The following is a 12,814-nucleotide window of genomic DNA, read 5'->3' as shown; positions in this document are numbered from 1 at the left end:
TGTCGATACACACCTACAACCCGTGGGCCTTCTGCTCGGCGACCGCCCCGAACTACCTGACGTGGGACGGCTCCATGAACTACCTGCCCGACGGCGACGTCAACCACGCGAACCAGTTGTTCAGCAGCAAGGGCATCCACGTGGCCTGGACCGAGATGGGCGCCACCGTGAAGCCGTACAACGGCGCCGACAACTCCGATCAGGTGGCCAACTACGACTCGCACATCGCGTCCTACGCCAAGCAGTTCGGGCAGAAGATCATGGTGTGGGACAACGGTTCCATCGGTATCGGCGACGACCAATTCGGACTGCTCAACCGCAACACCGCGGCCTGGCAACGACCCAACATCGTCAACCGCCTTTCGGGCGTCTACCCCTGATGTCCTTCGTGGGCCTCACCGCTGGGCGCGGTGAGGCCCACGGAGCTTCCCGATGACGGCATCCGGCAAGGTCCAGAAGTTCGTCCTCCGCTCCCGCCGAGATCCCTGACTCTGGGGTCGCAGAATCCGGGAACGACTGAGCCTGACGACGAGAAACCTGCTCCTTGGCAGTGCTGCCCCTGCTACAAAGAACGAAACCGGCTTCGACCGCTGCCAGGTTTCGTTGATATGAAGCTGGGCAAGAAATGACGATCCGGCTGTCGATTCGGCCACAGCGCCGCTGGGCTCCGGCATCACGCCTACTCTGATATGTGTTGGTGCGAGCCGGTCATCGAGCTCGGCCTCACGCGCCGGCACTGCGGAGGCGCCATGCCACCCGTATTCGAGCCGGCCTCCACCGACGGCATCGACGCCAGCGGCTTTCCCCCTGCGGTCCTTCGGTGAGCCCCGCCCGCCGGTTGGCCCGGTACCGCGCCGCGCTCGTCGTGTTCGTCACGCTGACCGTCGCCGGATCGCTCATCGCCATGCCGACCGTCTGGCAGTTCGAAGAGCAATGGACCCGCGTCGACACCCCCGCACCGTCCACCGGCGCCGTGCTCGCCGCGTGCACGGTCTTGCTCGCCTGGTGGGCGTCGCTCGTCGCGGTGTGGGTCGCCGCACAGCAAGCACCCCACCAGTCATCAGAAATGTGGACCGCGGGCGCCCAGGCCAGTGACGTCGGGCAGCCGGTTCCTGAGCTCAGGAACCAACCCTCCAGGACGTCAGCAGACGCCCGGAGGGCATGTTCGAACAGACCCACACCGGCATGAGCGACCTCCTCCCCCTCGCGCCACACGTTCGTCAATACGTGGCGACGCTGGCCGTGCTCTACGGCAGTGGTGTCGGAGACGAACTTGACGATCGCGTCGCCGGACTCGTCCGGCCCCACCGCCGGGCCAGCGGTGATTTGGGCGACGAACCGGGCGTCATCGGTCAACACGTTGCGTAGCATGGCATAGTCACGGCCGTCGATCGCCGCCGCGTAACGCGCGAATCTTGGCCCGTTCCGATGCGCTGGTGGCTGCGTTTCGTGAGTGACCGAAAGGGACTTTCCTTGCAGTGAACGCACGGATGACGCCATTCGCGACTCACGCAAAGCGACCGGCCTCGCGGGCTTGGTGCATCTGTGAGTGACACGCTTTGCGAGCAGTGGCAGCGAAAGTCACATCTCGCACCGCAATTCGCCGTGAAGTGACTTTCGCGGCTTCGAGGCTGGCAACTACATCAAGCCCACCGTCTTCGTCGGTGTCACCAACGACATGACGATCGCCCAGGAAGAGATCTTCGGGCCCGTCCTGTCGGTCATCACCTACCGCGACGACGACGAGGCCATCGCCAACGACGTCGAATACGGTCTCCACGCCTACGTCTACGGCGAGGACCAGGGCCGCGCCCGTACGGTCGCGAACCGCATTCTCGCCGGCCGCGTGATGATCAACGAGATGGTCGACGACCCGGCCAGCCCCGGTGCCGCGATCCCCACGGGGAGACAATTCGTGAGCACCTGAAGGTGACGACCGGCCAGAACCGGCTCGGATTGTCGGTCAAGGTCGACAGACGCGCTGCACGAGGTCCTGCCAGCCCTGTGCGACCCGCTGCTCGACGTGGAGAGCGGTATCGGTGAGGTCGGACGCCGATAGATAGAGCAGCAAGGGGCCGTCCAGGGCGGCGGCGAGCTGGATGGCCAAGGTGTCGAGGTCGGCGGGGCCGAGGTCTATCTGCCCCAGCAGCATGCGGATGTGCAGCCGGGAGAGGCTCGTCTCCGATCCGGCTGGTACAGGTTGGCTGCCATCCAGGGCGGCGCGGGCGATCTCGTGGTGCAAGAACAGGAAAGCGAATCGGGCCCGGCCGTAGGCGATCAGGCGCTCCAGCGGCGCAGCGCCGGGGCCGAGCGGCGGCGGCCCGGACAGGACTTGCGCCTGGAAGGCCTGCTCCTCCTCGTCCAAGAGCGCCTGGAAGATCCCCGCGCGGGTGCCGAACCGGCGGAAGACCGTGCCCTTGCCCAGGCCCGCCCGTTCGGCCAGGCCGTCCATGGTCAGCGTCGCCGCGCCCTGTTCGGCGAGCATCTCGCGAGCCACGGCGAGCAGGTGCTGCCGGTTGCGTACGGCGTCGGCGCGCTCGACGCGCGGCGCCTCCAAGGGCAAGACAGGTAGATCCACGGGACTCACTCTACCGGCTGGAATAACAAACGGGGTAAAGTCCGTTTATGCTGATACGGTGGCACCCACCGGCACCCTGGGACCGTCCCAGGCACACCACACTGACCTGGAGAAACACTGATGACCCTGTTCCGTCTGGACGCCAGCATCCTGCCCAGCACCTCGACCAGCGCCGAACTCGCCGACCTGCTGGAAGCTGAATGGTCCGCAGCCCACCCCGGCGAGCCGGTCATCCGCCGCCATCTGGGCGCCGATCCGCTACCGGCGGACGCCTGGATGCTCGCGACCACCGCCGGCTTCACACCTGAGGGCGAGCGCACCCCGGACCAGCGCGACGCCCTGGCCCTCGCCGCCGACGTGACGGCGGAACTGACCGACGCAGACGCCGTCCTACTGGCGATCCCGCTCTACAACTTCGGTGTCTCCCAGCACGTCAAGACCTGGATCGACCTTGTCGGCGCCGCCGCCGGCGTAGCTGCCAACGGCCTGCTCAAGGACAAGCCCACCGCCCTGGTCACCGTCCGCGGAGGAGGTTACGGACCCGGCACACCCCGTGAGGGCTGGGATCATTCCACCCCCTACCTCCGGCGCATCCTCGCCGACTACTGGCAGGCCGACCTCACCGTCATCGAACGAGAACTCACCCTGGCCGCCACCACCCCCGGTATGGAAGGCCTCCAGGACCTGGCCGCCCAACGGCACGCCGAGGCCACCGACGCCGCCCGCCACGCCGGCCGCACCCTGGCCGTCACGCAAGAAGGGAAGCATCTGTGAACGCGGCAAAAGGTTCCGCGCCGAGCGATTCCGAAACTCCCCGGAAGCAAAAGACTCCCAAGAAGGGAGTTCCGGATCCGAGTGTGATCATGCGACCGATCCCGGTCGAGCGACTCGATCTCTCCTCAAAGAAGTTGGCCGTCATCGGTGGGACCAACGGCCTTGGGCGAGCCATCGCCCGGCAAGCGTTGGCGCGAGGTGCGGACGTCACGGTGGTCGGGCGAACGTTTCGCGACGACCAGGCTGCCCGGCTGACGTTCGTGGCGGCTGATCTGTCATTGATGAGCGAGGCTGTCCGAGTGGGCCTCGAACTCCCGGCGGAATCCTTCGACGTGGTGCTCTTCACCACAGGAATCATCGCGGCCAAGACGCGGGAGGAGACGCGCGAACTAGTCGAGCGAGATATGGCGATCAGCTACTTGAGTCGGCTCGCGGTCCTTCAAGGACTCAGCCCCAGACTCGGATCCGCCCGTGGGGAGGAGACACCCAGGCCGCGCGTTTTCGTCATGGGGTCTCCCGGCGTGGGAGAGATCGGCAACCCCGCCGACCTCAACTCGGAGAAGAACTACAAATCCCTGGTTGCCCACGCCAACACCATCGCCGGTAACGAAGCCCTCGTACTCGGCGCAGAGAACAGGTTCCCAGGTCCGGCTTTCTTCGGCTTGGGACCCTACCTGATCAAAACCGGCATCAGAAGCAACTTCCTGGGCGACGGCAGCACCACTCACAAACTGGTCGAGACCGTCATCGGCATCTCCATGCAATCTCCTGAGACCTATGCGAAACGGATGGTGCCGCTCCTTTTCGCCCCGGAACTTGAAGGGCGGACCGGGCTCATGTTCGGGCACAAGGCCCAACCGATCCTGCCGACTCGCGGCCTCGACAGAAACTACGTCGATCGCTACCTGTCTGCCTCCGAGGTGCTTTTGCACCACGCGCTCAACTAATATCGGGCTGACGGAGGTCGCGGGCCTGACCTGCCCGCGACCTCGCTCAGGCCCATCCTGAGTCCTGTCGTGCACGGCAGGTCAAGCCACTCCGAGCGGTTCCGAGTCGGTCGAGGGCGAAGTCTGCTTCTCCCGCACGAGCACCACAACGGCGACGGCACCGACCACTGCCAGCGCGCCGCCGACCAGGAACGCCGGAGTGTAGCTGCCGGTCGCCTGGACCACCTCGCCGGTGACGATCGGCGCGAGGATGCCGGCCAAAGTCGAGCACATCTGGATCACACCGGCGAGCCTGCCCATATACCCCGAGGGAACCAGCGCGACGATCAACGCCTGATACTGGTAACTGGCGAGCAGGAAGAATATCGCGACGCACACCAACGCGAGCGCGAGCGTCGGCGACCGGACGAAAGGTGATGGCCCGAAGCAGACGGCCACCGCGATCAGACAGGCGACGATCATCCACTTGCGCGGTTTCACGAAGCTGCCAGAGCGCTTGATGAGCCGGTCGGCGACGAAGCCACCGACGATCAGGCCTGCCGTCGCGGCGATCCAAGGAATGGTGGCGATCCCGCCGAGATCGGTCTTCTTCACGCCGCGCACATCTACGAGGTAGGTCGGATACCAGGTGAGGAACATGAACAGAACCCACGAGTAGGCGAAGAAGGCGATCGCCAGTGCGAGAACGTATGGCGTGCGCAGGAGCGTCCAGAACCGGACATTTCCTTTGCTCGCCTCGCCCGTCGCTGGTTCGTGGTCAGCGGTGACGTATGCCCGCTCGGCGGCGTCGGAACGCGGGTGGTCCTGTGGACGGTCCCGAGCGACGAACCACCACACCGCGCACCACACGACCCCGAAGGCGCCAAGGATGACAAAGGCCGGGCGCCAACCCATCGTCGTGCACGCCAACACCACCAGCGGGGTCGCGATGATCGGCCCGATCGTGGTGCCGGCCTGCGCCAGGTTGAGCATGGTCGAGGTCTGCCGTCTCGGGAACCAGTTCGCGGTCAGCTTGGTGCTGATCGGCGCCTGAGGCCCCTCCCCCGCGCCGAAGAGCAGCCGGGCGATGATGAGCGAGCCGGCGCTCCACGCGCTCGCCGTGAGCGGAATGGTGAGCGACCACACCAGCATGCAGATCGTGTACGCCCGGCGGACGCCGATCCGGTCGACCATGAACCCGCCGAGGAGCGCGAACGGCGAGTACGTCCAGAAGAACGCGCTGAGGACGACTCCCCACAACGCGGGCGAGAAATGGAACTCGGCCAGGATGAACGGCGCGGCCACGGACAAGGCGACGCGGTCACCGTAGTTGATCAGGCAAGCCGCGAAGTTCATCGCGAACACCTGGTAACGAACCTTGGTCATCATTGACTCCAGGAAGGGGACTCCAGGAAGGGGGACTCCAGGGGGGTCAGTTCACCTCGTGAGGAACTGCTTCAGCTCGGCGAAGATCCGGTCGGCGCCCGGGATGAGGGCGGCGGCGAGTTCGGGTGTGGCGGGGATCCGCGAATCGTCCGTACCGATCCGAAGTGGACGTCCGGAAAGGACTCCCGCTTCGAGCGCGCGCACGATGACCTCACCGCCGAACCCGCCGGTGGTGTTGGCCTCGTGCACGACGGCGAGCCGTCCGCCGGTGGACGCAAGGGACATGTGCAGCGCGTCGTGGTCGAACGGGTTGAGCCACGGCGTTTCCAGGACGGTCACCTCCACGCCTTCTTCGCCGAGCCGATCCGCCGCGGCGAGCACGTGGTGGGTGATCGCACCCCAGGTGACCACGGTGGCGGCCGACCCGGTGCGTCGCAAGTGGCTGCCCCCGATCGCCGCTGGCGCGGCGTCGGTGACAACGTGCTGCTTGTCACCGAAGTACAGCGTCCGGTTGTCGATCACGACCACCGGGTCGTCGTTGTACACGGCGGAAACCATGATGTCGAACGCGTCCTGCGGGGTCGAAGGCATCGCGACGCGCAGGCCGGGGGTATGGGTGAAGAGCGCTTCGAGGTTCTGTGAGTGCTGCGCGCAGGCACCGGGCGAGTTCCCCTGCTGGGTGCGCACGACCAGCGGCGCGGTGAGCCGGCCTTCGGAGATGTAGCGGACGTTGGCCGCCTGGTTGACCATCTGGTCGAGCGCGACGAGGAAGAAGTCCGCCCACATGATCTCGACGATGGGCCGCCGGCCCATCATGGCCGCGCCGATCGCGGAGCCGAGGATCGCCGACTCGCTGATCGGAGTGTCGAACACCCGGTCGCCGAAGTCCTTCCACAGCCTGCGGGTCACGCCGTGCACGCCACCGGGCTTTGCCACGTCTTCGCCGTACAGCAAGGTTTCCGGGATCTCTTCGAGACAGCGGCGCAGCGCGGCGTTGACAGCACCGGAGTAGTTGAGCTCAGGCATAGAGGTGCTCCTTGACCTTGCTGACATCGGCTGCCGGATCGGCAAGTGCCTGACGCGCCGCGGTTTCCACTTCTTCCCGGACCTCGCGCTCGATAGCGTCGGTGTCCACACCGGACTCGGCGAGCTTCTTGGTCGCCACCACGATCGGCTCAACGAGAGCGTCTGCCTCGAGATCCTCCTTGGTGCGGTACTGCTGCACGTCGCCGATGTAGTGCCCGACAAGCCGCTGGGTGGTGAGCTCGACGAACGCGGGACCGCCGCCTTCGCGGGCGGCCTCGGCGAGATCGGCGACAGTCTCGCGGACCACGGCCGGGTCGTTGCCGTCAATGCGGCCGGCGGGCATCCCGAGTGCGGTGGCGCGGTCGGTCAGCCGCTCATTGCGGACCATGTCGCGGATGGGGGTCAGTTCGGAATACCGGTTGTTCTCACAGAGGAACAACACCGGAAGGCTGAGCACCGCGGCGAAGTTCATCGCCTCGTACACCGCGCCCTGGTTCATCGCGCCGTCGCCGAAGACTGCTACGGCGAGACGGTCCGTGCCGTCGTGCTTGCCGGCGAGCGCGGCCCCGACGGCGTGCGAAGCGCCGCCGCCGACGATGGAGTTCTCGCCGTAGAAGCCGTACTCGGGAGCGCTGAAGTGCGCCGAGCCGCCACGTCCGCCGTTGACGCCGGTGGCGCGGCCCAGCAGTTCGGCGAACAGCGGGCGTAGCGGCGTCCCGCGGCCGATGGCCCAGCCGTGCCCGCGGTAGGTCACGAACAACGCGTCGGACTCACCGAGAACGTCACACGCGCCCACCGGGCCGGCCTCCTGGCCGATGCACAGGTGGACCGAGCCGCGCACATCCCCGTCCTTGTGCAGGACTTGGATCTTCTCCTCAAAGGCCCTGATCCGCCACATCGCGCGCAGATCCGCCGCGAGCTGATCCGTAGTCATCGATACCTCCACCACTCGGGTGTCCGCTCATCTAGTCAATCGATTGATCTCACTAAAACACAGGGTTCCACATCTGGCAAACCAGGCTCACGTTGAGCTTGACGCCGGGCCGTCGTAGGATTAGACAATCGATTGACTGCTTGTTGATCGAATGCCGAGCGTGATCGGCTACCGAGCCACGAAGGAGGGCGATGAGTCCGCAGCGCTTCGAGATACTCGTCGGCTTGTACGGCGACGACCGCACCGCGCAGATCCTGTCCGAGGAAGCGACGATCGGGTCCTGGCTGCGCGTCGAGGCCGCACTGGCCACCGCACAAGGCGAACTGGGCATACTCGAGACCGACGCCGCGGAAGCGATCGTCGAAGCCGCGAAGCCAGGGAACATCGATCGTGACCGACTCTGGAAGGAAACCCGCACCGTCGGCTACCCGATCCTGTCCCTGGTCCGCCAGATCGACGCCGCGCTGCCGGAGGCTCACCGGGGCCGCGTGCACTACGGCGCCACCACCCAGGACATCATGGACTCCGGGCTGGCGTTCCAACTCGACGAATCCGCCGCACGGCTCGGGGTGCTTCTCGCCGAGTTCGGCGACTCGATGGCGCGGCTGGCCGAACAACACGCCGAGACCGTGATCGCCGGGCGCACCCACGCATTGCAGGCGGTGCCCACCACGTTCGGCGCGAAGATCGCCACCTACGTCGGCGAACTGGCACGTCACCGCGACCGGCTGGCGGCGGCGCGCACCAGGCTCGCCGTCGTGTCCTTGTTCGGCGCCGGCGGGACGTCCGCCGCATACGGTGTGCACGCAGTGGCGCTGCGTGCCAGGGTCGCGCGGTTACTGGGCCTGCGCACGACGGACGTCCCGTGGCATGTGGCACGCGACGGGCTCGCCGAGTTCGGCCTGGTCTGCTCCCTGCTCGCCGGGACCTGCGCGCGCTTCGCCCGCGAGGTCGTCGACCTGTCGCGCACCGAGATCGCTGAGGTCGGTGAGGCCTCGGGGCATCACCGGGGCGCCTCGTCGACGATGCCTCAGAAGGTCAACCCGATCGAGTCCGAGGCGGTGATCGGCCTGTCGGCCACCACCGGGGCGCTGAGTTCAGCACTGTTCCGCGTGATGGAGGCGGGGCACGAACGCGCCGCGGGTGAATGGCAGGCGGAATGGCAGGTACTCCCGCAGCTGGTCTGCTTGAGCGCGGCCGCATTGCGCACCTCCGCCTCGATTGCGGCCGGGCTGCAGGTGTTCCCGCAAGCGATGCGCGCCAACCTGCGTGCCGATGGCGGCCTGGTGATGGCGGAGGCGTACATGATGCGGCTGGCGGACCGGCTCGGCCGCGAACGCGCCCACGACTTGGTCTACGAAGCCGTGGGCCACTGCCGCGCGACCGGCGAACCACTGTTCACGGCGTTGCGCCACGCCTTGCCGGCCGAGGTGGCCGCGACGATCGAGGAGCTGCCGCCCGAGTCCTATCTCGGCCGTCCACACGAGACCGTCAACGCGGCACTCGCGCTGTGGAGAACAGAAGTCTAAGGCCAGAAGCCCCAAGAACGAGGAGGTTCAATGGGACGTTTCGACGGAAAGACCGCGATCGTCAGCGGTGCTGGTGGCGGGATCGGGCGCGCGTGCGCCCGGCTGCTCGCCGCGGAAGGGGCCAAGGTAGCGGTCGCCGACATCGCGACGGGGCCGGCCCAGGAGACCGCGGACCTGATCACCGGCGACGGTGGGGTGGCCCGCGTCTACCCCGTGGATGTCACCTCGGGCGCAGCCGTGGAGCAGGTCGTGGCCATGGCCGAAAACGAGCTAGGGCCGCTGACTCTCGCGGTGAGCGCCGCGGGGATGATCCGCAACCGGCCGTTCCTCGAACTGCCCGAGGACAGCTGGGACTTGACGATGTCGGTCAATCTCAAGGGCACCTTCCTGCTGCTGCAGGCGGTGGCCCGGCGGGCACGCCGGCACGGCGGCGGAGCCATGGTCGCGGTGGCCTCGGTCGCCGGGCGAGGTGGCCGGGCGACCGCCGCGGACTACGCGGCGAGCAAGGCGGGCGTGATCAGCCTCGTCCGCTCGGCTGCCCAGGCCCTCGCGGAATTCGGGATCACCGTCAACTCGATCTGTCCCGGGGTGGTCGACACCGAAATGACCCGCGCCATCCACGAGACGAAGGCGAAGATCGAGCACATCACCCCGCAGGAGTCGTTCGACAGGCAAGCCGCCCAGATCCCGCTGGGGCGCATCGTTTCCCCGGCGGAGGTGGCCGAGACAGCGGGCTTCCTGCTTTCGCCGTCCGCTTCCTACATCACCGGGCAGGCAGTCAACGTCTGCGGCGGCCTCGAAATGGATTGAGAGAGTTCACGTGTTGCACGGTGTCTGGCATTTCAGTTTCACAGTGTCCGATTTGGACAAGTCAGTGGAGTTCTACACCGACCAGCTCGGCTTCGAACTGATCCACACCCAGGAACAGAGCAACGAGTACACCCGCCGACTGGTCGGCTATCCCGACGCGCATCTGCGGATCGCGCAGTTGGTGGTGCCCGGGCAGCCGCGCGGCCTGTCCAGCCACGACCTCGAGCTCGTGCAGTACCTGCAGCCGAAGGGCACCCGCGGCGAGGCCGAGATCCGCAATCCCGGTGCCGCTCACCTCGCGCTGACCGTGGACGACATCCACGATCGCTACCAGACGCTGACCGCGGCGGGCGTCAAGTTCTACTCGCCGCCCAACGACATCACGGCCGGGATCAACGCGGGCGGATTCACTTGCTACTTCGAGGATCCTGACCGGATCGTGCTCGAAATGGTCCAGCCGCCCGCACACCGGCTGAACCCGGACGAAGGAGCGAATCAGTGACCGACGACGAGATCGTTGCCCTGTTCGACCGCTGTTCCAACACCGGCAAGTGGGGTGCCGACGACGAGCTCGGCACGCTGAACTACATCACCGACGCCACCCGGCGTACCGCCACCGCCCTGGTGAAGCACGGCCGCTGCGTGTCCATCGGCCGCGATCTGTCCACAGTGGCCGATCAGCTGAACGCGGACCCGCTGCGGCACCGGATGCTGTTCGACTCGACATCGCCTACGTCCGCATTGGACAGTTTCGAGCTGGCTCCGCACGGATTCGCCATCACCCACCTCGACGCGATCACCCATGTGTTCTGGGAGGGCAACGCCTATAACGGCCGCCGCTCGGACGAGCTGCTGCGGCCCGACGGCCTGCGGTCCGGTTCGGTCCACGCGCAACGGGACGGGATCGTCACTCGCGGCGTCCTGCTGGACGTCACGGCCGTGCGAGGGGTGCCGTTCCTGACTCCGGGCGAGGCCGTCACCGCCGAGGATCTCACCGCCGCCGAACGCCTGTCCGGAACCGAAGTCACCTCCGGCGACGCGGTGTTCGTGCACGTCGGCCTGGAGCGCCGGGAAGCCGAGCAGGGCACGGAGGACCCAAGCGTGCGCGCCAGGCTTGACGCGAGCTGCCTGCCCTGGCTGCACGAACGCGAAGTCGCCGTGTACAGCGGTGACTGCGTCGACCAGATCCCGTTCCCCAGTAAGGCCGTCCCCCTGCCGCTGCACCAGATCGGGCTGGTGGCGATGGGGCTGGTGCTGCTCGACTGCCCCCGCCTCGCCGACCTGGTCGAGGTTTGCGCCGAGCTCGGTACGGCCGAATTCCTGCTCACCGTCGCACCGCTACGTCTCCCCGGCGGCACCGGATCACCCGTCAATCCCCTGTGCCTGTTCTGACCGGGAGCTTCGCCGGGGTGAAGCAGGGATCACTGACCTGCCTGCCCACGAAACCGGGCGCGAACAAGCTGGTGGTCGGCGCTGCGCCGGCCACCAGCGGACGACCATTAGAGTGGGCGAGAACACAACTGGAGGGGACGGCAGGGCTATGCCGGACATGCGAAAACCAGCGCGGCCGGCCAAGGTCACGCTCAACGACGTCGCACGGCTGGCGGGCGTCGACCGGTCCGTGGTGTCGCGGGTCATCAATGACGACCCGAACCTGAGCGTCCGGCCCGAGACGCGCACGCGGGTACAAGAGATCATCGACAAGCTCGACTACCGTCCCAACGCCGCCGCCCGCAGCCTGCGTACCGCTCGTGCGTACATGTACGGCCTGTTCATCCCTGATTTCGCGAACCCGGTGTACGCCGAGATCATCAAAGGGGCCGAGCAGGCCGCCGCGCAGCTCGGCTTCGGTCTGATGACAGCGAGCTCGAACGGAGTTCGGCTAGGTCTGCGGCACTACCTCGATCTGCTCGGCCAGGGCCGGGTCGACGGGCTGTTGTTCGCCGGCGAACAGTCGGGGCACGACATGGAGCAACTGCGCACGTCGAAGGTACCTTGGGTCCTGGTGAACCGCCGGGCAGAGGGCTCCCACCGGTACGTGATACTCGACGACGAGCGGGGCAGCCAACTCGCCGTGGACCACCTCGTCGCGCTCGGGCACCGCCGCATCGGGCACCTCGCCGGTCCCGAGGGCGCGGATACCGCCAGGCGACGGCGCGGGGGCTACTCGTCGGCGATGGCCGCAGCCGGTTTGGCCGTCGAACCTGGCCACATCGCGCACGCCGACTACACCCCGGCCGGTGGAGCCGCGGCAATGGACGAACTGCTCTCGGCCCCCCGCCCACCGACAGCGGTGTTCGTCGCGAACGTCGCTTCGGCCGTGGGTGCCCTGCACGCCGCGCACGCACGGGGCCTGTCGGTACCGCGGGACATCTCGGTGATCGCGATCCATGACATGGCACTGGCCGGCCACCTCGTCCCTAGCCTGACCACCGTCCGCATGCCTCTGGAGGAGCTCGGCCGCCGCGCGCTGCACCTGCTCGCGCAGCGGGGTCCGGAGGAGACCATCACCGAGGTCGTCACCGATCCCGTCACCGTCGTCGTCCGGGAATCCACCGGCCCGCCGCGTTAGCTCAGCATGAGCGGGTGCTCGGCGAGGACCGTCACGGTGACGGTCATCCACGGCCACGCCGGGAGGCCGGCGATCGCCTCGTGCAGGGCGTTGGCGTCCGGTGCCCTCCAGACACCGACATTCGCCAGCCTGCCCGGCAGGCGCCAGATCGCGTCGATCACCCCGCTCGCGCGGAGCTCCCGACCGTGCACGAGTTCCCTGGCAAGGAGACTCTTCCTATCCGGGGCAGGCATCTCCGGCGGCAGCCGGGTTTCGAGTTCGACAAGGAAGTCCATAGGT

Annotated in this window: 14 protein-coding genes and 1 pseudogene; 9 read left to right on the top strand and 6 right to left on the bottom strand. The window is 67.2% G+C overall.

The features are described 5' to 3' along the window. The coding region (locus JWQ81_RS15685) for a cellulase family glycosylhydrolase (RefSeq protein ID WP_297542068.1) at positions 1 to 380 on the top strand (380 nt) is incomplete at its 5' end. A gap of 343 nt (positions 381 to 723) precedes the next feature. Here JWQ81_RS15685 and JWQ81_RS15680 read toward each other — a convergent pair. Continuing rightward, positions 724 to 1,359 (bottom strand): hypothetical protein, encoded by a 636-nt coding sequence (locus tag JWQ81_RS15680; protein WP_297542067.1) that lies wholly within the window; start codon positions 1,357 to 1,359, stop codon positions 724 to 726. Positions 1,360 to 1,630: 271 nt separating this feature from the next. On the opposite strand from JWQ81_RS15680, the pseudogene JWQ81_RS15675 reads away from it, so the two are divergent. Next, a pseudogene (locus JWQ81_RS15675) lies at positions 1,631 to 1,927 on the top strand (aldehyde dehydrogenase family protein); the annotation flags it as partial. 36 nt (positions 1,928 to 1,963) lie between these two features. Here JWQ81_RS15675 and JWQ81_RS15670 read toward each other — a convergent pair. Further along, complete coding sequence (locus tag JWQ81_RS15670) at positions 1,964 to 2,578, bottom strand: TetR/AcrR family transcriptional regulator (protein ID WP_297542066.1); 615 nt, start codon at positions 2,576 to 2,578, stop codon at positions 1,964 to 1,966. Positions 2,579 to 2,698: 120 nt separating this feature from the next. On the opposite strand from JWQ81_RS15670, the gene JWQ81_RS15665 reads away from it, so the two are divergent. Together JWQ81_RS15665 and JWQ81_RS15660 are read left to right on the top strand one after the other, a co-directional pair. Continuing rightward, complete coding sequence (locus tag JWQ81_RS15665; protein ID WP_297542065.1) at positions 2,699 to 3,352, top strand: NAD(P)H-dependent oxidoreductase; 654 nt, start codon at positions 2,699 to 2,701, stop codon at positions 3,350 to 3,352. After that, positions 3,349 to 4,299: an SDR family NAD(P)-dependent oxidoreductase gene (locus tag JWQ81_RS15660; protein ID WP_297542064.1), complete on the top strand. Its 951-nt coding sequence runs from the start codon at positions 3,349 to 3,351 to the stop codon at positions 4,297 to 4,299. Before JWQ81_RS15665 ends, JWQ81_RS15660 begins: the two co-directional genes overlap by 4 nt. Before the next feature lie 81 nt (positions 4,300 to 4,380). Here the strand turns inward: JWQ81_RS15660 and JWQ81_RS15655 are convergent, their stop codons facing one another. From JWQ81_RS15655 to JWQ81_RS15645, 3 genes are read right to left on the bottom strand one after another with little or no spacing between them, the layout of a single operon-like run. After that, complete coding sequence (locus tag JWQ81_RS15655) at positions 4,381 to 5,664, bottom strand: MFS transporter (RefSeq protein ID WP_297542063.1); 1,284 nt, start codon at positions 5,662 to 5,664, stop codon at positions 4,381 to 4,383. A 51-nt stretch (positions 5,665 to 5,715) separates the two neighbouring features. Continuing rightward, on the bottom strand, positions 5,716 to 6,690 hold the full coding sequence (locus JWQ81_RS15650; protein WP_297542062.1) for a transketolase C-terminal domain-containing protein: 975 nt from the start codon (positions 6,688 to 6,690) through the stop codon (positions 5,716 to 5,718). After that, positions 6,683 to 7,624 (bottom strand): thiamine pyrophosphate-dependent dehydrogenase E1 component subunit alpha, encoded by a 942-nt coding sequence (locus JWQ81_RS15645; protein WP_297542061.1) that lies wholly within the window; start codon positions 7,622 to 7,624, stop codon positions 6,683 to 6,685. Before JWQ81_RS15645 ends, JWQ81_RS15650 begins: the two co-directional genes overlap by 8 nt. Positions 7,625 to 7,815: 191 nt before the next feature. Here JWQ81_RS15645 and JWQ81_RS15640 point away from each other — a divergent pair, with 191 nt between their 5' ends. The 5 genes from JWQ81_RS15640 (at position 7,816) to JWQ81_RS15620 (ending at position 12,535) form a co-directional block, all read left to right on the top strand. Further along, positions 7,816 to 9,153 (top strand): adenylosuccinate lyase family protein, encoded by a 1,338-nt coding sequence (locus tag JWQ81_RS15640; protein ID WP_297542059.1) that lies wholly within the window; start codon positions 7,816 to 7,818, stop codon positions 9,151 to 9,153. Positions 9,154 to 9,183: 30 nt separating this feature from the next. Beyond that, the gene (locus JWQ81_RS15635) at positions 9,184 to 9,963 is read left to right on the top strand and encodes an SDR family NAD(P)-dependent oxidoreductase (RefSeq protein ID WP_297542057.1); all 780 of its coding nucleotides are present in this window, start codon (positions 9,184 to 9,186) and stop codon (positions 9,961 to 9,963) included. A 10-nt stretch (positions 9,964 to 9,973) separates the two neighbouring features. Continuing rightward, positions 9,974 to 10,465 carry a VOC family protein gene (locus JWQ81_RS15630; protein ID WP_297542055.1) on the top strand — a complete coding sequence of 164 codons (492 nt, stop codon included), beginning with the start codon at positions 9,974 to 9,976 and terminating at the stop codon, positions 10,463 to 10,465. Next, positions 10,462 to 11,355, top strand: a complete 894-nt coding sequence (locus tag JWQ81_RS15625) for a cyclase family protein (protein ID WP_297542053.1) — start codon at positions 10,462 to 10,464, stop codon at positions 11,353 to 11,355. Before JWQ81_RS15630 ends, JWQ81_RS15625 begins: the two co-directional genes overlap by 4 nt. Before the next feature lie 157 nt (positions 11,356 to 11,512). Beyond that, the gene (locus JWQ81_RS15620) at positions 11,513 to 12,535 is read left to right on the top strand and encodes a LacI family DNA-binding transcriptional regulator (protein WP_297542051.1); all 1,023 of its coding nucleotides are present in this window, start codon (positions 11,513 to 11,515) and stop codon (positions 12,533 to 12,535) included. On the opposite strand, the gene JWQ81_RS15615 is transcribed toward JWQ81_RS15620, so the two are convergent. Then, a complete protein-coding gene (locus JWQ81_RS15615; protein WP_297542049.1) occupies positions 12,532 to 12,810 on the bottom strand; it encodes a muconolactone Delta-isomerase family protein in 279 nt (92 codons plus the stop codon). The genes JWQ81_RS15620 and JWQ81_RS15615 overlap by 4 nt on opposite strands. Positions 12,811 to 12,814: the final 4 nt, after the last annotated feature.

Source organism: Amycolatopsis sp., from assembly GCF_025464955.1.
In the GTDB taxonomy this organism is placed as follows: Bacteria; Actinomycetota; Actinomycetes; order Mycobacteriales; family Pseudonocardiaceae; genus Amycolatopsis.
Note: the sequence above shows the minus strand (reverse complement) of the source record. Positions and strands in the feature narration are given on the sequence as shown.

Bases quoted from the DNA above. Each gene is read 5' to 3' on its own strand.
- JWQ81_RS15665 (WP_297542065.1), top strand. From the start codon at position 2,699: ATGACCCTGTTCCGTCTGGACGCCAGCATCCTGCCCAGCACCTCGACC.
- JWQ81_RS15655 (WP_297542063.1), bottom strand. From the start codon at position 5,664: ATGACCAAGGTTCGTTACCAGGTGTTCGCGATGAACTTCGCGGCTTGC.
- JWQ81_RS15650 (WP_297542062.1), bottom strand. From the start codon at position 6,690: ATGCCTGAGCTCAACTACTCCGGTGCTGTCAACGCCGCGCTGCGCCGC.
- JWQ81_RS15645 (WP_297542061.1), bottom strand. From the start codon at position 7,624: ATGACTACGGATCAGCTCGCGGCGGATCTGCGCGCGATGTGGCGGATC.
- JWQ81_RS15640 (WP_297542059.1), top strand. From the start codon at position 7,816: ATGAGTCCGCAGCGCTTCGAGATACTCGTCGGCTTGTACGGCGACGAC.
- JWQ81_RS15635 (WP_297542057.1), top strand. From the start codon at position 9,184: ATGGGACGTTTCGACGGAAAGACCGCGATCGTCAGCGGTGCTGGTGGC.
- JWQ81_RS15620 (WP_297542051.1), top strand. From the start codon at position 11,513: ATGCGAAAACCAGCGCGGCCGGCCAAGGTCACGCTCAACGACGTCGCA.
- JWQ81_RS15615 (WP_297542049.1), bottom strand. From the start codon at position 12,810: ATGGACTTCCTTGTCGAACTCGAAACCCGGCTGCCGCCGGAGATGCCT.